19 protein-coding genes, 1 tRNA gene and 1 riboswitch are annotated in these 22,047 nt (G+C 66.2%); of the genes, 9 read left to right on the top strand and 11 right to left on the bottom strand.

Annotation, left to right across the window (positions count from 1 at the left end; genetic code table 11):
• Positions 1-20: 20 nt before the first annotated feature.
• Complete coding sequence (locus tag AC6CH3_RS14050) at positions 21-791, bottom strand: DUF998 domain-containing protein (RefSeq protein ID WP_498133031.1); 771 nt, start codon at positions 789-791, stop codon at positions 21-23.
• An 84-nt stretch (positions 792-875) separates the two neighbouring features.
• On the opposite strand from AC6CH3_RS14050, the gene AC6CH3_RS14055 reads away from it, so the two are divergent.
• The 4 genes from AC6CH3_RS14055 to AC6CH3_RS14070 all read left to right on the top strand — a co-directional run bounded on the left by AC6CH3_RS14055 (position 876) and on the right by AC6CH3_RS14070 (position 4,863).
• Positions 876-948 (top strand) — tRNA-Arg (locus AC6CH3_RS14055).
• Between the two features lies 1 nt (position 949).
• Positions 950-1,480, top strand: a complete 531-nt coding sequence (locus tag AC6CH3_RS14060; protein ID WP_498133032.1) for a DUF6314 family protein — start codon at positions 950-952, stop codon at positions 1,478-1,480.
• 2 nt (positions 1,481-1,482) lie between these two features.
• Positions 1,483-1,905 carry an NUDIX hydrolase gene (locus AC6CH3_RS14065; RefSeq protein ID WP_498133033.1) on the top strand — a complete coding sequence of 141 codons (423 nt, stop codon included), beginning with the start codon at positions 1,483-1,485 and terminating at the stop codon, positions 1,903-1,905.
• A 171-nt stretch (positions 1,906-2,076) separates the two neighbouring features.
• Positions 2,077-4,863: a galactose oxidase family protein gene (locus AC6CH3_RS14070; protein ID WP_498133034.1), complete on the top strand. Its 2,787-nt coding sequence runs from the start codon at positions 2,077-2,079 to the stop codon at positions 4,861-4,863.
• A gap of 91 nt (positions 4,864-4,954) precedes the next feature.
• On the opposite strand, the gene AC6CH3_RS14075 is transcribed toward AC6CH3_RS14070, so the two are convergent.
• Entirely contained in the window at positions 4,955-6,868 is a 1,914-nt protein-coding gene (locus AC6CH3_RS14075; RefSeq protein ID WP_498133035.1) for an ABC transporter ATP-binding protein, read from the bottom strand.
• Positions 6,865-8,529: an ABC-F family ATP-binding cassette domain-containing protein gene (locus tag AC6CH3_RS14080; protein WP_498133036.1), complete on the bottom strand. Its 1,665-nt coding sequence runs from the start codon at positions 8,527-8,529 to the stop codon at positions 6,865-6,867. Before AC6CH3_RS14080 ends, AC6CH3_RS14075 begins: the two co-directional genes overlap by 4 nt.
• 195 nt (positions 8,530-8,724) lie before the next feature.
• Between AC6CH3_RS14080 and AC6CH3_RS14085 the strand changes: the two genes are divergently transcribed.
• The 5 genes from AC6CH3_RS14085 (at position 8,725) to AC6CH3_RS14105 (ending at position 12,805) form a co-directional block, all read left to right on the top strand.
• Complete coding sequence (locus tag AC6CH3_RS14085) at positions 8,725-9,453, top strand: hypothetical protein (protein ID WP_498133037.1); 729 nt, start codon at positions 8,725-8,727, stop codon at positions 9,451-9,453.
• The gene (locus AC6CH3_RS14090) at positions 9,450-10,184 is read left to right on the top strand and encodes a hypothetical protein (RefSeq protein ID WP_498133038.1); all 735 of its coding nucleotides are present in this window, start codon (positions 9,450-9,452) and stop codon (positions 10,182-10,184) included. Before AC6CH3_RS14085 ends, AC6CH3_RS14090 begins: the two co-directional genes overlap by 4 nt.
• A gap of 313 nt (positions 10,185-10,497) precedes the next feature.
• Positions 10,498-11,316 carry an amino acid ABC transporter substrate-binding protein gene (locus AC6CH3_RS14095; protein ID WP_498133039.1) on the top strand — a complete coding sequence of 273 codons (819 nt, stop codon included), beginning with the start codon at positions 10,498-10,500 and terminating at the stop codon, positions 11,314-11,316.
• Complete coding sequence (locus tag AC6CH3_RS14100) at positions 11,317-11,982, top strand: amino acid ABC transporter permease (protein WP_498133040.1); 666 nt, start codon at positions 11,317-11,319, stop codon at positions 11,980-11,982. It abuts the gene before it with no gap.
• Positions 11,969-12,805 carry an amino acid ABC transporter ATP-binding protein gene (locus tag AC6CH3_RS14105; protein ID WP_498133041.1) on the top strand — a complete coding sequence of 279 codons (837 nt, stop codon included), beginning with the start codon at positions 11,969-11,971 and terminating at the stop codon, positions 12,803-12,805. Before AC6CH3_RS14100 ends, AC6CH3_RS14105 begins: the two co-directional genes overlap by 14 nt.
• Here AC6CH3_RS14105 and AC6CH3_RS14110 read toward each other — a convergent pair.
• The 8 genes from AC6CH3_RS14110 to AC6CH3_RS14145 form a co-directional block, all read right to left on the bottom strand.
• The gene (locus AC6CH3_RS14110; RefSeq protein ID WP_498133042.1) at positions 12,802-15,828 is read right to left on the bottom strand and encodes an alpha-mannosidase; all 3,027 of its coding nucleotides are present in this window, start codon (positions 15,826-15,828) and stop codon (positions 12,802-12,804) included. The genes AC6CH3_RS14105 and AC6CH3_RS14110 overlap by 4 nt on opposite strands.
• 156 nt (positions 15,829-15,984) lie before the next feature.
• Entirely contained in the window at positions 15,985-16,875 is an 891-nt protein-coding gene (gene fdhD, locus AC6CH3_RS14115; protein ID WP_498133043.1) for a formate dehydrogenase accessory sulfurtransferase FdhD, read from the bottom strand.
• A gap of 78 nt (positions 16,876-16,953) precedes the next feature.
• Positions 16,954-18,459: a molybdopterin molybdotransferase MoeA gene (locus tag AC6CH3_RS14120; protein ID WP_498133044.1), complete on the bottom strand. Its 1,506-nt coding sequence runs from the start codon at positions 18,457-18,459 to the stop codon at positions 16,954-16,956.
• On the bottom strand, positions 18,456-18,806 hold the full coding sequence (locus AC6CH3_RS14125) for a DUF6457 domain-containing protein (RefSeq protein WP_498133045.1): 351 nt from the start codon (positions 18,804-18,806) through the stop codon (positions 18,456-18,458). Before AC6CH3_RS14125 ends, AC6CH3_RS14120 begins: the two co-directional genes overlap by 4 nt.
• Before the next feature lie 33 nt (positions 18,807-18,839).
• The gene (gene mobA / locus AC6CH3_RS14130; RefSeq protein ID WP_498133046.1) at positions 18,840-19,442 is read right to left on the bottom strand and encodes a molybdenum cofactor guanylyltransferase; all 603 of its coding nucleotides are present in this window, start codon (positions 19,440-19,442) and stop codon (positions 18,840-18,842) included.
• 23 nt (positions 19,443-19,465) lie between these two features.
• Positions 19,466-19,966 (bottom strand): HNH endonuclease, encoded by a 501-nt coding sequence (locus tag AC6CH3_RS14135; protein ID WP_400581195.1) that lies wholly within the window; start codon positions 19,964-19,966, stop codon positions 19,466-19,468.
• 222 nt (positions 19,967-20,188) lie between these two features.
• On the bottom strand, positions 20,189-20,968 hold the full coding sequence (locus tag AC6CH3_RS14140) for an NlpC/P60 family protein (RefSeq protein ID WP_498133047.1): 780 nt from the start codon (positions 20,966-20,968) through the stop codon (positions 20,189-20,191).
• Positions 20,969-21,067: 99 nt separating this feature from the next.
• Positions 21,068-21,742, bottom strand: a complete 675-nt coding sequence (locus AC6CH3_RS14145) for a C40 family peptidase (RefSeq protein ID WP_498133099.1) — start codon at positions 21,740-21,742, stop codon at positions 21,068-21,070.
• Between the two features lie 70 nt (positions 21,743-21,812).
• A riboswitch (cyclic di-AMP (ydaO/yuaA leader) is annotated at positions 21,813-21,982 on the bottom strand.
• Positions 21,983-22,047 lie beyond the last annotated feature (65 nt).

A 22,047-nucleotide genomic window follows, 5' to 3' on the forward strand; every position in this document is an offset into this window, starting at 1 on the left:
GCCCAAAGCGGACCCGGGGATTAGGCCGAGCGCGCCCTGAGTGCCTTGCGGACGGCGCGTTCGTGGTGGACGCGCTGGGCAACGACGAGGCCGGCAGCAGCCAGGCCGACCGTAATCGGATAGCCCATCAGCCGCTCCAATGTCCCGGGTTCCGGCACCTTCATGCCCGTCACCCCGCCCGTTACCAGGGCGCTGAGGGACACGATGCCGCACGCGAGGATGAACCGGCCCAGCGGTGTCTGCCCCAGCCACAGGCCACCCAGCAGCAGCAACGCGAAGGACCCGGCGGCGAAGTACATGACGGCACCCGCAAAGTGCCAGCCCGAGCCCACGTCCTCGGGCACCAGCCCCACGATGATGGTTCCGGCGCCGGCCGTTCCGGTGAAGACGCGCGTGCCAACGGCCGCGAACCACGGCACCTCGCCGCTGTGGCTCGCCGCCACCGGCGCTCCCGGCCGCGCAGCGATCCGCAGCAGCGCCGAACTCAGCAGCAGGGCACCCAGCAGCATTCCCAGGCCTTGGACCACAAAAGAGGCGTTCATCAGCGGGTGCAGCGGCGAGCAGACGCTGCGCCCGTCAAAAACGCCGCAGTGAACGGCGCCGAGGTCGCTGATGAACCCGGTCCGGCGGTCGTAGGGTTCGGGCCCGGCCCAGGCGCCGATCACGGCCGCCTCCGCCACGAAATACTGCACCACGCTGAGTACGGCCCAGGCCCCGATGTACTGTCTCGTGGAGGCGGTATCGGGCAGGAATGTTGCCCGGGCGGAAGGTGCTTGTGCTGCGGCGGCCATGCCAAGAGCGTAGTACGCGCCGACACCTTGTATGCTTGTAAGCGTGTCCGAACGGGCCGGCCCAGGCTGGCCGCGCGGACGCCCGCCCTCGTAGCTCAGTGGATAGAGCACGGCTCTCCTAAAGCCGGTGTCGTTGGTTCGATTCCAATCGAGGGCACTTGAATCTGCAGCCGTATTCCGGGCTCCGCGCCTATCTGCTGGGCATCTCGCAGGCCCGCAATTCCCGGGCAGTGGCGTCCGGTGGACGCTGGTCCGTGGAACGGACCCTTTTTGACCGCACGGCGGGCACCCGCGGAACCTTTGCCGGCGTCGTAATTTTTACCGAAACAGACGACGACGGCGGGCTGCGCTTCCATGAGGAAGGCACCGTGCGCTGGCCCGCTTCAGGCGCCGGGACCTTTACCGGCCCGGCGACGCGGGAATACCTCCTTAGGCCCACGGGCTCGCCCGACGCCCTGGACATGACCTTTCCCGACGGCCGCCCGTTCCACCGAATGAGCTTCGCCGCGGACGCCAGCCAGGACCACCACTGGTGCGATCCCGACACCTACCGCGTCAGATACTCCCTGCTCGGCCCGGACGCATTCAGCTATGTCTGGGACGTCACGGGCCCCCACAAGGACCTGCTGCTGGAATCCGTGCTCCGTCGGGAGCCTGCGGCGCATGCTGCTAAACAGCTAGGCTCGTAGGTGTGAATCCCCGCATCATTGTCTCTGCGGTCTGCGTCTATGACGCCGCCGGACGGCTCCTGACCGTCCGCAAGCGCGGCACGGACAAGTTCATGCATCCCGGAGGGAAACCCGAACCCGGCGAAACCGCTGTGCAGGCCGCGGCGCGGGAGCTCGAGGAAGAAGTGGGGATCGTTGTTGACCCGCGGGATCTGGAGCTGATGGGCGTGTGGCTCGCGGACGCCGCCAATGAGGAAGCAACGGAAATCGAGGCAACGGTGTTCAGGGCGCCCGGCACTTGGATTGCCCATCCCTCGGCCGAGATCGCAGAAATCCGCTGGCTGGACCTGGCGGCGGAGCTGCCCGCCGACCTCGCGCCCCTGCTCACGGACCACATCCTGCCGGCGCTGGCCGCACCGGACGCCCGGGGCACCGCCCGCACCTGACCTCCTCCGCCTGGTACCCCAGCCTCATATCCCGGCCCTGGCTTCGCGGGCTCATATATTCACGCATGCCGTCAACCTTTCACTGCCCGGACCTGCCGCCCAAGGTTTTCCCAACCTGCCCGGCCTAGCCTTCGTGTTGTCGTGGAGGGCTGAAGCCAGACGGAGGCGCACATGTTTCGAGTTGTATCCGCAGTTACGGCGGCATTCCTGCTGATCACGGGTTACGTGGCGGTGGTTCCGCACGACGACGCCTCCAGCGCGCCGCCGGGGCCCCATGAGCACATCCCCGTGCTGTCGGCCGACGGGATGGAGCCGCCTCCGCCTTCGTTGCAGCGGACCGGGTGGACGGTGTCGGCCAGCGACGAAGTGGTTTCCGGCGGGAACGGTGTGGCCGCCAACGTTCTCGACGGGAACGCCGACACGTTCTGGCACAGCAAGGGAACTGCCGCGCCTGCAGTCGCGTTGCCTCACGCCATCACAATCGACACCAAGGTGACCCAAAACATCACGGGGTTGCGCTATCTGCCGCGTCCCGACGTCGAGAACGGGCGGATCGGCAGCTTCGAGATTTTGGTGAGCACCAACGGCACCACATGGGGTACGCCCGTGGCCCAGGGGACCTGGGCGGACAGCAGTGCCGAAAAAAGCGTGACGTTCGCGGCAGCCACGGCACGCTATGTCCAGCTACGGGCCATCGGCGAGGCCGGCAACCGAGGATCCTGGAGCAGTGCAGCGGAGATCAACCTGATTGGCCAAAGCGACAGCGGCATGATGACCACCATGGCAGTGAACGGGGCGCAGGGGTCCTGGGGTCCCACCATCAACTTCCCGATTGTCCCGGTCGCAGCAGCCCTGCTGCCTGGCAACAAGCTGCTCACCTGGTCCGCGTACTCGGGCACGGTATTCGGCGGCGCCAGCGGCTACACCCAGACATCCACCCTGAACCTCACCACCGGCGCGGTGACCCAGACCGAGGTGGCCAACACCGCCCACGACATGTTCTGCCCCGGAACCTCGATGCTGCCGGACGGGCGGATCATGGTCAGCGGCGGCAGCAACAGCACGAAAACCAGCCTGTACGATCCTGCGGCCAACACCTGGACCCGGGGACCGGCCATGACGATGGGCCGCGGATACCAGTCCAACGTGACCACGTCCACCGGTGAGGTGTTCAGCATCGGCGGATCCTGGTCAGGCGGCGATGTGGGCAACAGGCACGGCGAGGTGTGGTCCGCCGCCGGCGGCTGGCGCGCGCTGACAAATGTGCCGGTAGACCCCATCCTGACCGACGATCCCGACGGCGAATTCCGTTCCGACAATCACGCCTGGTTGTTCGCCGCCCCCGGCGGCCGCGTATTCCACGCCGGGCCGAGCAGCCAGATGAACTGGATCTCCACCACAGGCACCGGCAGCATCACCTCGGCCGGTTTGCGGTCCGACAGCGCGGACGCCATGAACGGCGATGCCGTGATGTACGACATCGGAAAGATCCTCACCGTGGGCGGGGCGACCGCCTACTCCGGCGCCCCTGCCACGGCGCGGGCGTACACCATCGACATCAACAACGCAGCCACCGTAGCCCGGACCGCGGACATGGCCGTCAGCCGGTCCTTCGCGAACGGGGTCGCGCTGCCCGATGGCAAGGTGCTCGTGGTCGGCGGTCAGGCCACTCCTCGTCCCTGGACCGACACTGATGCCAGGATGTCCCCGGAAATCTGGAACCCGGCGACCGGACTGTGGACCACGATGGCGCCGATGGCCATTCCCCGGACCTATCACAGCGTTGCCCTGCTGCTCCCGGATGCCCGGGTGTTCGTCGGCGGCGGCGGGCTGTGCGAGGGGGACTGCACCACCAACCACCTGGACGGAGAGATCTTCACCCCGCCCTACCTGCTGAACGCCGATGGCAGTGCCCGCGTCCGGCCGAGGATTGTGACTGCACCAACGTTCGCCTCGCCCGGCAGCACGATTGCCGTGACCACCGGGTCGCCGACCACCAAGTTCTCCCTGATGCGGATGAGCACGGTGACCCACACCGTGAACACCGACCAGCGGCGGATCCCGCTGACCGCAACCGCGGTCTCGGGCAACACCGCGTCGCTGAGGTTGCCGTCGGATCACGGAGTGCTGGTGCCGGGCAACTACATGCTCTTTGCAGTGGACGCCAACGGGGTGCCCAGCGTCGCCTCGACCATCAACATCGGTACCACGCCACCCGCCCACTCCGGGCCGACCATCGCCAGCGCCGCTGATACCGTAGCGGCCGGAGCGGACGGCGTGCTGTGGAACTACCGGGCCACCGGCGCTGGCGGTATCCAGCCGCGGCAAAAGATCGGCAGCGGCTGGGCCGGACTGGCCAAGGGGTACGTGATCGACTGGAACAGCGACGGCGTCTATGACATCGTCGCCCAGTGGAAGGACGGGCGGCTGACTTACTACCTTGGAAAGCACGGTGGAGGATTCGCTCCGGCCCAGTCCCTCGGCGGAGGATGGGGCAGTTACCACGTGACGGTCGGCCGCTGGCGCACAGCCGACAAGTACCCTGGCATCCTTGCCTACGACGCGGCCGGGAGTCTCTGGTACTACGGGAACAGCACTGGAAAAACCCTGTCGCCGCGCACCTACCGCGGAGGCGGATGGCGTGGCCTCTATCTCACCATGGCTGACTTCGACCAGAACGGGATACAGGACCTCCTCGCCAAACGCAGCGACGGCAGCCTCCTGCTGTACCGCTCCAACGGAACCGGTGGCTTCCTCAACCAAACCAGGCCCGTGGTCGGCAGAGGGTGGAACAGCGTCAACAGCATCACCAATGTGGCTGGATTCACCCCCGGAAGTAACGGACTCATCGCCCGTTTCACCGACGGCACGTTAGCCCACTACCCCTACAGCAAGGGGATCTGGGGTACCCGAACGTTGATCGGCGGGGGCTGGGGCAGCTACAACATCTTCCGGTAACGGCTGGCGGCCGTCAGGCAGCCTAACAACCGGGCAGGGCCCTGGAGACATTTCTCCGGGGCCCTGCCCATTTGTCTGCAACCGGAGATGCCTAAAGCTCCGGGACGGCTTCCTCAGCCACTGCGGCAGCCTCCGCGAACTGCGTCCGGTACAGCTCGGCGTAGCGGCCGTCGGCGGCGAGGAGTTCCGTATGGGTTCCGCGCTCCACTATTGCCCCGTCCTCCACCACCAGGATGACATCGGCGGCGCGGATCGTGGAGAGCCTGTGCGCAATCACGACGGCGGTGCGCCCCTCGAGTGCCGCACCGAGAGCCGCCTGCACGGCGGCTTCGTTGGTGGAGTCCAGTGCCGCTGTTGCTTCATCCAGGATAACGACGCGGGGCTGGGCGATCAGCAGCCTGGCGATGGTGAGGCGCTGGCGTTCCCCACCGGACAGGCGGTAGCCGCGCTCCCCCACCACGGTGTCCAGGCCGTCCGGAAGCGACCGGATCATGTACTCGAGCCGCGCCTGGCGCAGCACGTCCCACATCTCCTCCTCGGTGGCGTCCGGACGGGCCAGCCGCAGGTTGGAGGCGATGGATTCGTGGAACAGGTGACCGTCCTGCGTGACCATGCCGAGGGTGGCGCGGATGGAGCCGAAGGTCAGGTCGCGGACGTCCAGCCCTGTTCCGGAACCGCGGCCGCCGAGGCGCACGGCGCCGGAGTCGACGTCGTAAAGCCGTGACAGCAGCTGGGCGATGGTGGACTTGCCCGCTCCCGACGAGCCGACGAGCGCAACGGTCTGGCCGGGTTCCACCCGGAAGCTGATGCCGTGCAGCACCTCTTCGCCGCCGCGGGTGTCCAGGGTGGAAACCTCCTCGAGGGACGCCAGGGACACCTTGTCCGCCGAGGGGTAGGCGAACCGTACGTCGTCGAATTCGACGGCGACCGGCCCCGGCGGGACCTCCACGGCGTCGGGCTTTTCCTGGATGAGCGGCTTGAGGTCGAGGATCTCGAAGACGCGTTCAAAGCTGACCAGGGCGCTCATGATCTCCACGCGGGCGTTGGACAGGGCGGTGAGCGGGGCGTAAAGGCGGGTGAGCAGCAGTGCCAGCACCACGACGTCGCCCGGTGCGAGCTGGCCTTCGATGGCGAGCCAGCCGCCCAGGCCGTACACCAGGGCCAGGGCCAGCGCAGAGACCAGCGTCAGCGCGGTCACGAACGTGAACTGCAGCATCGCGGTCCGCACACCGATGTCGCGGACGCGGCCCGCACGCAGCGCAAACTCTCGCGATTCGTCCTCCGGGCGGCCGAAGAGCTTGACCAGCGTGGCACCCGGGGCCGAGAAACGCTCCGTCATCTGGGTGCCCATGGCCGCGTTGTGCTCGGCGGCTTCACGGCGCAGGTCTGCCAGCTTGGAGCCCATCCGCCGGGCGGGGATGAGGAAGATCGGCAGCAGGACCATGGCCAGCACGGTGACCAGCCACGAGGTGTTGAGCATGACTACGAGGGTCAGAATGAGCGCCACGACGTTGCTCACCACGCCGGAGAGTGTTCCTGCAAACGCCGACTGGGCTCCGATGACGTCGTTGTTCAGCCTGCTGACGAGGGCGCCGGTGCGGGTCCTCGTGAAGAAGGCGATGGGCATTTTCTGCACGTGGTCGAACACCCGGGTGCGGAGGTTTACGATCACGCCTTCGCCGATGGTGGAGGAGAGCCACCGGCTCACCAAGCCCAGCGCGGCCTCGGCAACGGCCACCCCGGCGATCAGCGCTGCCAGCCGGATCACTTCGCCGGTTCCGGCAGCGGCCACGATGGCGTCCACCACCTGGCCGGCAAGCACCGGCGTTGCCACGGCAAGGAAGGCCATGGCAATGGACACCACCACGAAGGCAATCAGCTTGGCCCGGTGTGGGCGCGCAAAGCCCAGGACGCGTTTCAGCGTCTCCCGGGAAAACGGTTTGGAGCCGCTCTTGGCCCGGGTGATGTTGTGCAGCGAGCGCCAGGCGACGCCGTCCATGCTCATTGTCTCTGCTCCATTTTTCCGGTCATGGCTTCTGTGACCACGCCGTTGTCCACGTGCCAGCGCGCGTCGAGCCGCACGTTCTCGAGGAGGCGGCGGTCGTGGGTCACCAGCAGCAGTGCGCCCTCGTAGCTCTCCAGGGCTTCCTCCAGCTGTTCGATCGCCGGCAGATCCAGGTGGTTGGTTGGCTCGTCCAGGACCAGCAGGTTCACACCGCGGGCCTGTAAGAGGGCGAGGGCTGCGCGCGTGCGTTCGCCCGGCGAGAGGGAATCCACGGTGCGGGAGGTGTGGTCCGCCTTGAGTCCGAATTTGGCCAGCAGGGTGCGGACCTCCGCCGGCGTCTGGTCGGCCAGCACCGCTTCGACGGCGTCGCCCAGCTTCAGGTTGCCGGCCAGCAGGCCGCGTGCCTGGTCGATCTCGCCCACGGCCACGGACGCCCCTCTGGAGGCATTCCCGGAAGCCGGTTCCTGCAGGCCGAGCAGCAGGCGCAGCAGTGTTGACTTGCCCGCACCGTTGGGGCCGGTGATGCCGATCCGTTCACCGGCGTTGAGCTGCAGGTTGACCGGTCCCAGCGTGAAGTCCCCCTGATGGACCACGGCGTCCCGGAGCGTTGCCACCACGGAGCTTGAGCGCGGTGCCTGACCGATGCTGAACTGCAGCTGCCATTCCTTCCGCGGCTCGTCCACTACGTCAAGGCGGGCGATGCGCGACTCCATTTGACGGACCTTCTGCGCCTGCTTTTCCGACGATTCCGTGCTGGCCGCCCGGCGGATCTTGTCGTTGTCGGGGTTTTTCTTCATGGCGTTACGGACGCCCTGCGAGCTCCACTCGCGCTGGGTGCGTGCACGGGACACCAGATCCGCCTTCGTGGCGGCGAACTCCTCGTAGCGTTCGCGGGCATGCCGGCGGGCGACGGCGCGCTCCTCGAGGAAGGCCTCGTAGCCGCCGTCGTAGACTGCCACTGAGTTCTGGGCGAGGTCCAACTCAACGATCGTGGTCACGCAGCGGGCCAGGAACTCGCGGTCATGCGAGACCAGCACGGCGCCTCCGCGGAGACCCTGGACGAAGGCCTCCAGCGTGGCAAGGCCCTCCAGGTCGAGGTCATTTGTCGGCTCATCCAGCAGCACGATGTCAAAGCGGCTCAGCAGCAGGGCGGCGAGCGCTACGCGTGCCGCCTGGCCGCCCGACAGCCCGGTCATGTCCACGTCCGCCCCGACGTCCAGGCCCAGATCGGCGAGGACAGGGGGAATCCGCTCGTCCAGGTCGGCGGCGCCCGAGGCCATCCAGCGGTCGAAGGCCAGGGAGTACGCATCGTCCGCGCCGGGGGCTCCCCCGCCGAGCGCTTCGGCGGTGGCCTCCATGTCGGCGGTGGCACTGGCGCAGCCCGTGCGGCGTGCTATATACGCGGCCACTGTCTCGCCAGGGACCCGCTCGTGTTCCTGCGGAAGCCAGCCTACGAACGCATCCGCGGGAGCCAGGCTTACGGTTCCCTCCTGCGGTTCATCCACGCCTGCAAGGAGCCGGAGCAGGGTGGACTTGCCGGCCCCGTTCGCCCCGACGACGCCGACGACCTCCCCGGGCGCCACGGTCAGGGAAAGCTTTGAGAAGAGGGTGCGGTGATCATGACCGCCCGCCAGGTCCTTCGCAACAAGGGTTGCCGTCATTTGTCCATCCTCTCACCGCTGCCCGGATCGGCCCGAAAATTCCGGCGGGCATGAAAGAACCCGCTGGTCCGGACTTGGGGGGTGTACGGACCAGCGGGTTCGAGAAACTAGCATAGTGGAAGCGGCGGCCCGGGTAAAATCGAGACTACCGGCAGCTGCCATCGTGCCAATCATTCGTTCAGCAGAGAGCGTTCCATGCCACTCCCCGCCAAAGCGTTCCAGCGCTGGCTGCACGGCATTGCACCTGACACCAGCATGGCCGACGTTTGCAGGCTGTCGAAGGTCAAGCGGACCACCTTGGCCCAGCAGCTCGTCCGTGGCAAAGTCGCCGAGGCAACCGTGGTCAGCATCAGCCGGGCTTTCGATACTGATCCCGTAACGTCCCTTGCCTACTTTGAGGTCTACCGCGACCTCGCCGGACCCCTCGTCCCGCCCACCCGGCAGGAGCTCGTCAGCCAAATCGCCACCGTGGACCTGCTGCGTGCTGTCATCGCCCGCACGGCACCCGAAGAGGACGTCGGCGGGGATTGGGAACTCAGCCCGGCTCCGCACCCGACCTCCGTGAAGAACTGGGTGGATGCAATCGACGACGGGGAACTCCGGCACCGTGTCTCCGCCGCCACGGGAATCGCCCCGCAGAACTACTCCGCGCAGCTGACCGCGAACCGGCTTGCCCCCGAGGTGGCGATAGCCACATCCCGGGCTGGCGGCGTCGGGCTGACCGGCGGCCTGGTGGCCACCGGTCTGATCACGGAAGCCGAAGCAGGCTGGGCGCCGGGCGCCCGCAAGGCCGCCCTGGACCGGCTGTCCGACGGCGAACTCGCCGCACTGGCGGGAGACCGCCTCCAGGCGCTCGGGAAGACATTGCGCCGCCAGGAACAAGATCAAGAACAAACCGAAAAAATCTGGGAGAATCTGGGATGATCGAGATCCTGCAGTGGACCACTCTGGTGGCGTGCGCTGCCGCCGCCCTGTCCCGGATACCGAACCTGGTCCGCAAGAAAAACAGGTCGCTCTTCTATATCTTTGCGTTTTTGACCGTGGCCACGCTCCTAAGCATCAAGGGCCCCTATCTGGCGATCGATAACCTGCTCGGAAACACGAATGTGGCTAACCTCCTCCTGCGCTTCATCATCTTTGGCGCCATCTACTTCCTCGGCATCCGGATCGCCAAGGGGTTCGGAGACGCCCGCGGCGTGCAGCTCATCCGGGGGCGTGCCGGAACCATAGTGTTGGGGCTGATCTCCGCCGCGCTGCTGGTTCTCTTCGCCTTCATGGACACCGAAGGCTCGTCGGCGGGGATGATGGACGTCTATGCCAAGGACGAACGGAACAGGCTCTTGGTGGAATACTACGGTGCGGCCGGCCGCGCCTATCCTGCCTACGTGTGCCTGGCCATCCTGCCTGCCATGGTGCGTGCGGTGGGCAGCACTCTGCCGCCGATGCTGCGGATCAGTGCCCTCCTGCTGGCCATCGGAGGAATAGACGTCACGCTCAGCCTCCTCTTTCCGTTGATTCCGCCGTCGTGGGGCTACCTGCCCTTCATCATCAACTACACCGCCATCCTGTGCTTCGTCTCCGGCCTGGCGCTGATCTGGCTGGCCAAGGCGAGGGCGCACCGGAGGGTTCCGTCGCCCGCAGGCAGCCAGTATTAGTCAACCGGCTGCAACGGGACCGGGAACGTCATTTACTGAAAGGTAGCAAAGCGGGATTCACAAAATCATTAGAGCGTGAGAGAATCATGAATGTGTGAAAGCAGCTGCTGCCTGGTGCTCCGCTAATCCGGAGGACTGTGGCGCCTGCTGGAGCATGCATTGGGGGGATGAGTGGTGGCGGCCGTTGGGGACCGCCCCCACTCAGCCTGTTTAAGGCCCCGTTCCGGCCCCCCGTATGATGGCGAAATAAAAGGACGTCACACGGGCGTTGCCGGTACAAAGCCCTCAGCCGCCAGCAGAAGAAGGAACCGCCATGAACCGCCTCCATACCCGCCGCAGTGCAATCGTCGCCACTCTCGCCGGCCTGGCGCTGGCGCTGTCTGCCTGCGGCGGCTCCCAGGCACCGTCGGCTACCACCGGCTCGGATACTTCCCTGAGCGATGTGAAGTCCAAGGGCGAGATCGTGATCGCGACGGAGGGTACGTACAAGCCGTTTTCCTTCCATGCCGAAGGAGCAGGCGAGCTCACCGGCTTCGACGTCGAGATCGCCAAGGCGGTGGCGGGCAAGCTGGGTGTAAAGGCGAAGTTCGAGGAAACCCAGTTCGACGGCATCTTCGCAGGCCTCGACGCCAAGCGCTTCGACACCATCGCGAACCAGATCTCCATCAACCCCGAACGCAAGGCAAAGTACGACTTCTCCACCCCGTACACCGTCTCCACGGGTGTGATCGTGACTAAAGAGGACAACAGCAGCATCACGAGCTTCGAGAGCCTCAAGGGCAAGACCACCGCCCAGTCGCTGACGAGCAACTTCTACAAGATGGCCGTGGACGCCGGCGCAAACGTCCAGTCCGTTGAAGGCTGGGCACAGGGCGTCACGCTGGTCCGCCAGGGCCGTGTGGATGCGATCGTCAACGACAAGCTCACCTATCTTGATTACGCCAAGACCAACCCGGACTCCGGCCTGAAGATCGCCGCAGAAACCACGGAAAAGTCGGAGAGCGCGTTTGTGTTCCGCAAGGGTTCCACGGAACTCACCGCGGCCGTGGACAAGGCCCTGGCCGATCTTCAGGCAGACGGCACCCTGGCGAAAATCTCGGAGACGTACTTCGGCGCGGACGTCACGAAGTAAATGCCGTTCAACTGGGACCTCGTCTGGAGCTCCTTCGGCCCGATCATCGCCGGTGCCGTCACGGGAACGATCCCGCTGACCCTGGCCTCGTTCGCCTGCGGCCTGGCCCTGGCGCTGCTTGTGGCGCTCATGCGGCTCAGCCGAAACGCTGTGATCTCCGGGGCCGCACGGTTCTACGTCTCCGTGATCCGCGGAACCCCTCTGCTGGTGCAGCTCTTCGTGATCTTCTATGGGCTGCCCAGCCTGGGCGTGAAGCTGGATCCCTGGCCCAGCGCCATCATCGCTTTTTCCCTGAACGTCGGCGGCTATGCGGCGGAGGTGATCCGGGCAGCCATCCTCTCGGTCCCCAAGGGGCAGTGGGAGGCCGGACACACGATCGGCATGTCGCGGGGACTGTCGCTGCGCCGCATCATCCTTCCGCAGGCGGCCAGGGTATCCGTGCCGCCGCTGTCCAACACGTTCATCTCCCTGGTCAAGGACACATCGCTGGCCTCCCTGATCCTGGTCACCGAGCTCTTCCGGAATGCCCAGCAGATCGCCGCCTTCAGCCAGGAGTTCATGGTGCTGTACCTTGAAGCCGCGCTGGTCTACTGGGTCATCTGCCTCGCGCTGTCCGCTGGACAATCCGCCCTCGAAAAGAGATTGGACCGCTATGTCGCCCACTAGCCCGCCCGCCGGCGCTCCCTCGGGCAACCCTGAGCACGCCGGTGCGCCCCAGGCGAGGCCGGTGCTTTCCGTCCGCGGCCTGGCCAAGGCATTCGGCAGCAACGTGGTGCTCCGGGACATCGACCTGGACGTGCGCCGCGGCAACGTGGTTGCCCTCATCGGGCCTTCGGGCTCCGGAAAGACCACAGTGCTCCGTTCGCTGAACGGGCTGGAAACGCCCGACGCCGGCACCGTCACCTTTGCAGACACCGGCACCGGCAAAGACCTGTCGCTCGACTTTTCGGGCAAGGTGGCCAAGAAGGACATCTCGGACCTGCGCGACCGCAGTGCCATGGTCTTCCAGCACTACAACCTCTTTCCCCACATGACGGTGCTGCAGAACGTCATCGAAGGCCCGGTGCAGGTGCAGAAGCGCAATCGCACCGAAGCCGTCGACGAGGCGGAGAAGCTGCTGGCCCGGGTTGGCCTGGCGGACAAACGCGACGCCTACCCCTTCGAGCTCTCCGGCGGGCAGCAGCAGCGCGTGGGCATTGTGCGTGCCCTCGCCCTGAAGCCCCAGCTTCTGCTGTTCGACGAACCCACGTCAGCCCTGGACCCCGAACTGGTTGGCGATGTTCTGGGCGTCATCCAGGAACTGGCCGAAGAGAACTGGACCATGGTGATCGTCACCCACGAACTCGCCTTCGCCCGGCAGGTGGCCGACGAGGTCATCTTCATGGACGGCGGCGTGGTGGTTGAGCGCGGACCGGCGGCGGAGGTCCTCCGGGCACCGCGCCAGGAACGTACCCGGCAGTTCGTCAAGCGGCTGCTTCACGAGTTCTAGCGCACGAACCTCAGGGTGACCAGCTGGAACGGACGCAGGGTGAGGTCTGCCGCGTTCTTTCCGCCCACGACGCCCGGCGCCTCGGCCTTCCGTTCCAGGAGATCCACGGTGTGGATGTTCCGGACAGGGAAGTTGGCCATGACCCGTCCCGCCGAGCGTTCGCCCAGGGACTCGTACAGCCGCACGATGACATCCCCCGACCCGTCCTCCGCCAGCTTCACAGCTTCAACGACGAGCGCCGCGTTATCCACGGCGACCAGCGGCTCCACGGGATGCGCGCCCAGCACGGTCCGCGGTGGGAGGTTGGCGCGGTAGCCTTCCTCGACGGCGTCCGCGATGCCGGCACCGGGCCGGATCCAGATGTCCAGTACGTGGCGCCCGCGGTCTGCCTGCGGGTCGGGGAATTTTGCCGCGCGCAAAAGTGAGAGCCGGACGGTCGTGGTGGTTCCGCCGTCGTCCCTGATGCTCCTGGCCACATCATGGCCGTAGGTGGAGGCGTTGGCGATGGCCACGCCATAACCGGGTTCGGCTACATGGATCCAGCGGTGCGCGCAGATCTCGAACTTCGCGGCCTCCCAGGAGGTGTTGACGTGGGTGGGCCGGAAGACATGTCCGAACTGGGTTTCAGCAGCCGAGCGGTCGGCCCTGAGATCAAGCGGGAACCCCAGCTTGAGGAGCTTTTCACGCTCCTGCCAGTCGACGTCCGTGGAGATGCCCAGCGAACTGCCGCCGGGCGCCAAGGTGATGCGCTGGACGATCCGCGAGGCCCCGAAGAGCCGTTCAACGATGACGACGGCGTCACCGCCGTGCCGCTCCACCGTCATGGAGGCTGCGTCGGTCAGTGACGTGACGTTCCGCCGGTAGAACTGGTCAATGTCCCAGGCGTCCCATTCGTTGGGGGTGTCGCGGTGCAGTTCCAGGTGGTTTCCGAAGTCGCCCGGGGCTATGGCCTCCCTGCCGCTGGCGTGGTCGCGCAGTGAGGTCAGCAGTCCGTTGGCATCCAGCACGGCACGGATGATGCCGTTGTCGAGCATGAAGCCGCCATCCCGGGCTGTGACCTGCACCGGCCCGTCTGCCTCGAGGGGCCGGGCAGCAGCGAGTGCCGGAACGCCGTCGCGTTCGCGGGGACCTGCGTTAAGCAGGAACTCCTCGCTGCCCTCGCCCAGCGCGGCGGCCGTGGCCTGGCTGATAAGCCCTTCGAGTCCCTTGGCCACGGCAGCGTAGTTCCGTTCGGCGTCCTGGTGTACCCAGGCGATGGAACTGCCGGGCAGGATGTCGTGGAACTGCTGCAGGAGCACCAGCCGCCACAGCCGTTTCAGCTCGGCTGCCGGGTAGGCGTAGGAACCTCCGGTGCGCACCGCTGCTGTGGCACACCACAGCTCGGCTTCACGGAGGAGGTGCTCGCTGCGCCTGTTTCCCTGCTTTGTGCGGGCCTGGCTGGTGTAGGTGCCACGGTGGAGTTCGAGGTACATCTCCCCCACCCAGACCGGGAGGGCGGTGTATTCGGCCTGGGCCTGCTCGAAGAAGCTGCGTGCCGTCCCGATCCGGACTTTGGGCGAGCCTTCCAGGTTCTCGGTGCGGTGGGCGGCGGCCAGCATTTCCCGGGTGGGGCCGCCTCCGCCGTCGCCGTAGCCAAAGGGGACCAGCGAGATCGTGCCGTACCCGTGGTCCCGGTAATTGCGTTCAGCATGGGCAAGATCGCGGGCGGTGAGCTCCGAGTTGTAGGTGTCCACGGGCGGGAAGTGGGTAAAGAGCCGCGTGCCGTCAATCCCCTCCCAGTTGAAGGTGTGATGGGGCATCCGGTTGATCTGGTTCCAGGAGATTTTCTGCGTAAGGAACCACTTGCTGCCGGCTGACTTGACGATCTGCGGCAGCGCCGCGGAATATCCGAACGAGTCCGGAAGCCAGGCTTCCTGGCACTCGATGCCGAACTCGTCAAGGAAGAAGCTCTTGCCTTCCAGGAACTGCCGGGCCATGGCTTCCCCGCCGGGCATGTTGGTGTCCGATTCCACCCACATGCCCCCCACGGGAACGAACTGTCCGGCCTTCACCTTCTCGCGGATCCGCCCGAACAGTTCGGGATAGAACTCCTTGATCCAGGCCAGCTGCTGCGCTGAGGAGCAGGAAAACACGAAGTCGGGATCATCGTCCATGAGCGCGACCACGTTCGAAAACGTCCGCGCGCATTTCCGCATGGTCTCCCGTACCGGCCACAGCCAGGCGGAATCAATATGGGCATGGCCGGTGGCCAGCAGTTCGTGGGCCGAGGCGTAAGCGGGGCTGGCCAAAACGCCGGCGAGCGCGGCCCGGCCTGCCGCCGCAGTGCCGGGGACGTCGTCCGGATCCATAATGTCCAGCATGCGCTCCAGGGCACGCAGGATCTCGTGGCGGCGCGGCAGTTCCATGGGCAGCTCGTGCATCAGGCCCCGGAGCGCAGCGATGTCCTGCTGCAGCTCCCACACGTGCCGGTTCAGTTCCGCGATGGCAATGCTGCCGAGACGGTACTGCGGCTGGTCACCGGCGGTAGCCTTGTCCCCGTACGGCGAGGCCGCAAAGGTCCAGCCCTGCGCAACATCGGGGTTGGCCGCAGCTTCGACATAGAAGTCCACAGCCATACCGCTGCCCAGCAGTTTGAGCGGGATGTACTGGTTGCGCGGAGAAATTGCCTTGATGATGCTGCCGTCCGGCCGCCACGCGGTGCCTTCACACTGGAAGCCGGGAATTTCGGTGGTGAACCCGAGGTCCACCACCATCTCCACTTCGGTGTCCGGCGCGGTCCCCCACGAGTCGGGAACCTCGCCCTCGAGACGAAGCCACATGGTTCCCCAGGGCCGGCCCCACGCCGCGCCGTGTTCCTGCCGCCGAAAATCCTGGCGCAGTGCCTCCATGACGGGCACAGGCTCGTCCGGGACTTCCCAGCTGCTCAAGGTCAGGGGTACGGTTCGCGAGTAGATCGCGGGGGTGATCCGCTCCCGCAGGAAGCGGTCGAGACGGACTTCCGTGATCCGGCGGTCGTCGTGCAATGTGTTCCTCTTTAATGCATGGGGCCGGCGCCGCCCGTTCAGGCCGTTTCGCCGGCCTTGGGCGTCATCCAGCTGGTGTCCGGGGCAGGTTCGCTGCCCTGAAAGAGCGGATCAACGTGTCCATTCGATGGATAAAATCTACTGCGTCGAGCCTCATTAACCAAGCATTCGCGGCTCCTGGCGGGGCAGCTCCGCCAGGGAGATGCGGTGTCCACCGGTATAGACGTTCAGGCTGCTTCCCCTGCTGAAACCGGCCAGGGTAACCCCGCTGGACTCCGCTAGTTCAACGGCGAGACTGGAGGGAGCGCTGACGGCAGCCAGTACCGGGATGCCCGCCAACGCAGCCTTCTGCACCAGTTCAAAGGATGCACGGCCTGATACCTGCAGCACAGTACGGGACAGCGGCAGGCGCCGCTCACGCAACGCCCAGCCAACCACCTTGTCCACGGCATTGTGCCGGCCAACGTCCTCGCGGAGGCACAATAGCCGGGCGGCGCCGTCGTCATCGATGCTGAAGAGACCGGCGGCGTGCACGCCACCGGTGGCTTCGAAGACCGTCTGCGCTTCCCTGAGCAGGTCCGGCAGGGCAGCGAGGGTTCTTACGGGGACCGTGAGCGTGTCGTCAGCCGGACTGAAGTGCGAGGACTTGCGGACGGCCTCGATCGAATCCGTGCCGCAAATCCCGCAGGAACTTGATGTGTAGACGTGGCGTCCGGTGTCCGGGAGCACGACGTCGGGCCGCAGCTGGGCTTCCACCACATTGAAGGTCTGGACGCCGTTTTCATCTTCCCCGGCGCAGAACCTCAGGGAGATGAGCTGGTCGGGGTCCCATATGACGCCCTCGGAGACCAGGAATCCCGCCACCAGGTCGAAGTCGTCCCCCGGTGTGCGCATGGTCACGGAGAAGGAGAGACTGCCGAGCCGGATCTCCAGCGGCTCCTCCACGGCCAGCACGTCCTCACGGTGCCGAACCGGAAATTCGAGGGCGGAGGGTGAGCCGTCCAGAACGTATCGGTGAATCTTGCGTCGTTGCGTCACGCGTCCCATCGGGTCACCCCTGGTGCCGGCCTGTTCATGCCTCCATCATTGCAAGCGGGGTGCCAGTACACCAACGGGCTGTGGTTTTCAGTCCAGAAGCGCACTCCAGTCCACTGGTCCGCTGTCCGCGGCCGGCTTGCCGGCCGACCTGTTCCCCGCCCTGCGGGGTGACGCCTTCGCTTTGGAGTCGGCCTTCTTGGGCTCGGGAATGGCCGGCCCCCACGGCAGTGCAAAGGCCGGAACGGTCTCCCCAAGCTGCACGCCGTGCGGCGGGACCACCATCACGCCATCAGCGGCTGCCAGTCCCCGCATCATCCCAGGTCCGGTGTGCTGGGAGGGCGAGGCCATGCCGTAGAGGAGCCGGAACGGCATGAGTCTGGTCCGGCCGGGGTCGGCATCGATCATGGTTCCGCACGGCACCTCCTGCACGGGCGGCATGGCCCCGTTGCCCAGTGCCGCGAGGAGCGGCCCGCCGACAGTGGACAGCGCCATCATTGCCGCAAGCGGATTGCCGGGCAGTCCCAGCACGAAGCGCCCGTCCGGCAGTTCCGCAAGGACGGCCGGGTGGCCGGGGCGCATCGCCACGCCGTCGATCACCAGCCGCCCGCCGAGATCAGCCACGGCGCGCCTGAAGTGATCGGTACCGGACACACCGGTACCCCCGGTGGTGATGACGACGTCGGGAGGCAAGACTGCTGCTGACGCCTCCGCCAGGCGGGCGTCCGGCTCCGCCTCCGGCCCTTCGTCCTCCAGTGCTTCCAGCCACTCGCCGTAGCTGTCCCCTATCCTGACCTGTCCGGTACAGATGCCGCCCATCATCTCCACGACGGAAGCCAGTTGCGGGCCAAAGGTGTCACGGACCTTGCCCGCTTCGGGGAGGCCGTGCTCGACGACCTCGGAGCCCGTGAGCAGCAGCTTTACCACCGGTTTGCCAACGACCGACACATCGTCGTGGCCGGCCAGGGCGGCGAGTGCCAGATGGGCAGGATTCAGCGTGGTGCCGGCTTTGACCAGCACCTCGCCGGCAACGGCTTCTTCAGCCGCTTTGCGGATGTGCTGGCCGTTTCGCGGTTCACCCGGGCGGGCGCTGCCGCCGAGGACCAATACCGGCAGGCCATCCTCATCCTTGGACATGGCGCCGCTTTCACTGCGCAGCACCGCCTTCGCGCCCGGTGGAATGAGTCCGCCGGTCACGATGACGCTGGCCTGGTGCGGGGCGAGCCGTTGCCCGGGTTCGGCAAGGATCCAGGGACCGCTGCCGTTGACGGCCCAGCCGTCCATCGCGGACGAAGCGTAATGCGGAATGTCCTGCAGGGCGGTGATGTCCGCCGCCAATGTCCGGCCCAGGGCTTCCCGCAGCGGAACCCGGCCCGCAGGGATCGGAGCAGCGCAGTCAAAGGCGGCCTGCCGTGCTTCTTCCCAGGTGTGTGCCGCATGCGTGGCAGGCGGATCCGCGGGCTCGATTCCACTGTCCGCGGGTCCACTGTCCGCGGGCAGTGCGTCTGTGTCGTCCTCGGCCGAAGCAGCGTCCCCGGCTGGGTGGGTGGCCGGCTGGGCGGCCTCGGCTGCAGGATGTCCGGGGGCGGCGGTCATTCCCCCGGTGTCCCGCTGGAAGGCGCTACACTGCTGGCACTGCCTGCGGCCGGCGGAACCGGGTCATCCCCTGCCTCATCGGCCGAGTAGGCCTTAGACACGGAACGGGCCACGTCCATGGCCGCCTTCATCGATGTGGAGTCAGGCGCCTGGCCCGAACCTGATGCGAGCCCGGCGGCAAATCCGGCAATGAAGGTGGTCAGCGGCGCTGCGGGCCGGACCACCGAGTGCGCAGCCACCCCGGCAAGGGACAGCACCTCGTTGACATCCACCTGCACGTCTTCGAGCTCGAAGGCCCGCAGCAGTAGACGGCACCACTCCTCAAGCGTTTCGTCCTGGCTTTTCATGCCTGCCTCCAATCTCAACTGCGGCTGCGACGTTCAGCCCGGATGATTGCTGGCGTCCACTCCCAATGCGGCGGCATCGTCCCAGGTATCCACATCGTCTGTGGAGCCGGCGGGCACGGTGACAGCCTGTACGTCAAGCCTAGCAAGGAGAGCGAAAACTGACCCATGGTTCAAAGCGTTCCGCGCCGCGGCTTCTTCCACGGCGCGTTCCAGCACAGCCGCGCGGTAAAAGCCTGCCAACGGCTGGCGCCGCCCGTCGCCCGAAACTGCCATGACGCCGTCGCCATCCCGCAGCGCTGCCAGAAGGGCACGCACGGCACCAGCCACGCGGGGCATGTCACATGCCAGAACCAGAACATAGGCATCATCCCCGGGACGGGCCGGGGACTCCAGCAGGGCCAGGCCGGCCGCAACCGCGGCGGCAGGCCCTGCGAACGGCGGATCCTCCCGGCAGCTCAAAACACCGGGCGGAAGGTCGTGGGCTTCCGGGCCCACGACTACGATGCGGCGGGCACCTCGGGCGGCCGCAATCGACCGCTGCAGAAGGGTCTCCCCCTCATAGATCAGTTCGGCCTTCGGCGAACCGCCGAGCCTCGAAGAACGGCCGCCGGCCAGGATGACTGCATCGAAATACACATACCAAGCCTAGTGCGGACGGGTCAGGCGGCCGTCTCCGGAAGCAGGAAGGGATCCCATGCGGGGGTCGGCTTCTCCAGTTCCTTGATTTGCCAGATGGTGCCAACGGGAGGCGCCGGGACGAACCGCAACTTCCAGCCCATTTCGGCCGGGGTGTGATCCCCCTTGACGTTGTTGCACCGGAGGCAGGCCGCCACGAGGTTTTCCCAGGTATCCGCACCGCCCCGCGATTTCGGCTGGACGTGGTCTATGGTGTGGGCTGCCTTGCCACAGTACGCGCACCGGTGGCCGTCCCTGCGCAGTACCCCGCGCCGGCTGACTGCGGTGACCATGTTATAGCGCGGCCGGATATAACGGTTCAGGAGGATCACGGAGGGGCGTCCCATGATGTCCTTCGGCCCCACGACGGGATCGTCACCTTCAGCAACCACGCTGGCTTTTCCTGTGAGCACAAGAACCAGCGCCCGGCGGAAGGTCACAACCGCCAAGGGTTCATATCCAGCATTAAGAACGAGCGTGCGCATGCGCATACCTCTTCACGGCCGCACCCGGCAGAGGCGCGAGGGCCGGCTGCCCTCTGCATGTCCGGGCTATGGATCGACACCACAAGAGTAAACACTCTTAGCGTATATCGACGAATCGGCCTAACATTCGGCCACGGCGTGTCGGTGTTCAGCCCGGGCAGTTTTAAGACAAAAGGACCCCCGCCTCAGAGGCAGGGGTCCTTTTAAGCCTTTGCTCGTGGCTTAGCCGCCGACGCGGATGAAGACCGGGCCGGAGCCGACGTTCACGCTGAACAGAGCGGTGGTTCCGCCGTTCCAGCCACCGTGTACAGCCTGGCCGTTGCCCACGTAGACAGCGATGTGGGCCAGGCCCATGCCGCCGTTTTCGTAGTAGGCGAGGTCGCCCGGCTTGGCTTCGGCAGCGCTGACGGTGCGACCCAAGGACAGGTAACCTGCCGGCCAGCCGTGGTAGTGGACGCCCACAGCAGCCAGCGAGTTGGTGGCGAGTGCGGTGCAGTCCTGTGCGACACCCAGCTGGGCGTAGGCAGCTGCGGCAATGGAAGCTCCCTTGCCGCTTGCCGAGGACGTGTTGGCAAGAGGTGCAGCTTCCACGGTCGCCGTGGCCTGAACTGTCGGAGCAGCCTTGACGGCCGGGGCTTCCACGGCAGGCGCAGCTTCCTGGACGTTGACGACCGGCTCGGGAGCCTCAACGACGGGGGCCGGGGTGGTGGTGATCGCCGGCTTCTCGTAGGAGATGGCGATGCTGGATGCTGCCGAAATCGGCGCCGACGCCAGGGACTGGACTTCCAGGGTGGACGTGGAAGCCGAATCGCGCTGAACGTTGGTCTCTGCGGCGTTGGCGGCGATGCCGCTGGTCAGAACGAGTCCGGAGGCGGCAGCGATAACAGCAGCCTGACGGCCTACTCCGCCGGCGTTGTCGCCGACAGCCTTGGCAATGACGGACAGCGAGTTGGTCTTGGTGACCTCGGCGCGGTGGCGTGCAATGGTCGCACGTGTAGTCATGATTTCTCTCTTTCGTGTTCCACGTCCCGCTGTAGCAGGCCGCGGTTTAGCGACGCGCCGGCGTCTTGGGGGTACGCCGAATCGTCTCGAATGGGGGTTTTAGCGAAGGGTGTAGAACGAGGACGTGCCCGTGGCGGACACTGCATGCAGGATCGTGCCCTGCGAGGGGTTCAGCGCGCTGATCATCATGCCGTTGCCAACGTAGATGCCAACGTGGGCACCGCCGTTCTGCATGACCAGGTCGCCGGGAGCGGGAGTCGACGTAGGCTTCATGGCTGTCCACGCATTGACGCGCGGAATGCTGATGCCCGCCTGTGCGTAGACCCACTGGGTGAAGCCGGAGCAGTCCCAGCCGCTGGGAGTGGTGCCGCCCCAGACGTACGGGCTGCCGATGCCGGTGTAGGCGATGCCCGCAAGACCTGACGTTGCGCCCGAGCGTGCGGCGTCAACCAGTTTCCCGGCCTCGGCCGCGAGGGTATCCACGGCAGCTTCGGGGCTGGCCGTGTCGTCGCTGGACTGGGGGGCGACGGTCTCAATGACGGGGGCTGCCTCGGTGGTAACGGCAGGACGCTCGAAGGAGACGGTTGCGGTGGGCGCGGCGGTCACAGCAAGCTGTGTCGCCTGGGATCCGGACTCAGCGGAGGCGGAAACACCGATGTTGGCGTCGGATGCGTTGGCCGGCATGCCGGCGCTCAGGACGAGTCCTGAAGCGGCCGCAATGACTGCTGCCTGACGACCTACTGTGCCTGCATTGGCGCTTACTGCCTTGGACACGGAGTCCAGCGGGTTCTTACGAACCGTTTGCGCACGGTGGCGCGCAAGATTGTGGCGTGAAGACACGAAGGTAGCCTCTCCCAATGCCTACGAGGTGAGCTGTCGGATTCGGATGGGAGTCACCCGGCCGCGCCGCTTCCTGGGAAGCTTTGCGACTTAACCCCAAGGCCTTCTTGCGAAGACCAAAATTGGTTCCCCCGCCCCTGCCAGACGATGTAATGCGAACGGACCTTGAGCGGTGGCAGAGTTAGGCAATCCACTCAAGGGCGTCAACTTCGGAAAAGTTGACGCGGTTTAGACGGTAC

The sequence above is a fragment of the Arthrobacter sp. GQ119 genome (assembly GCF_059759125.1).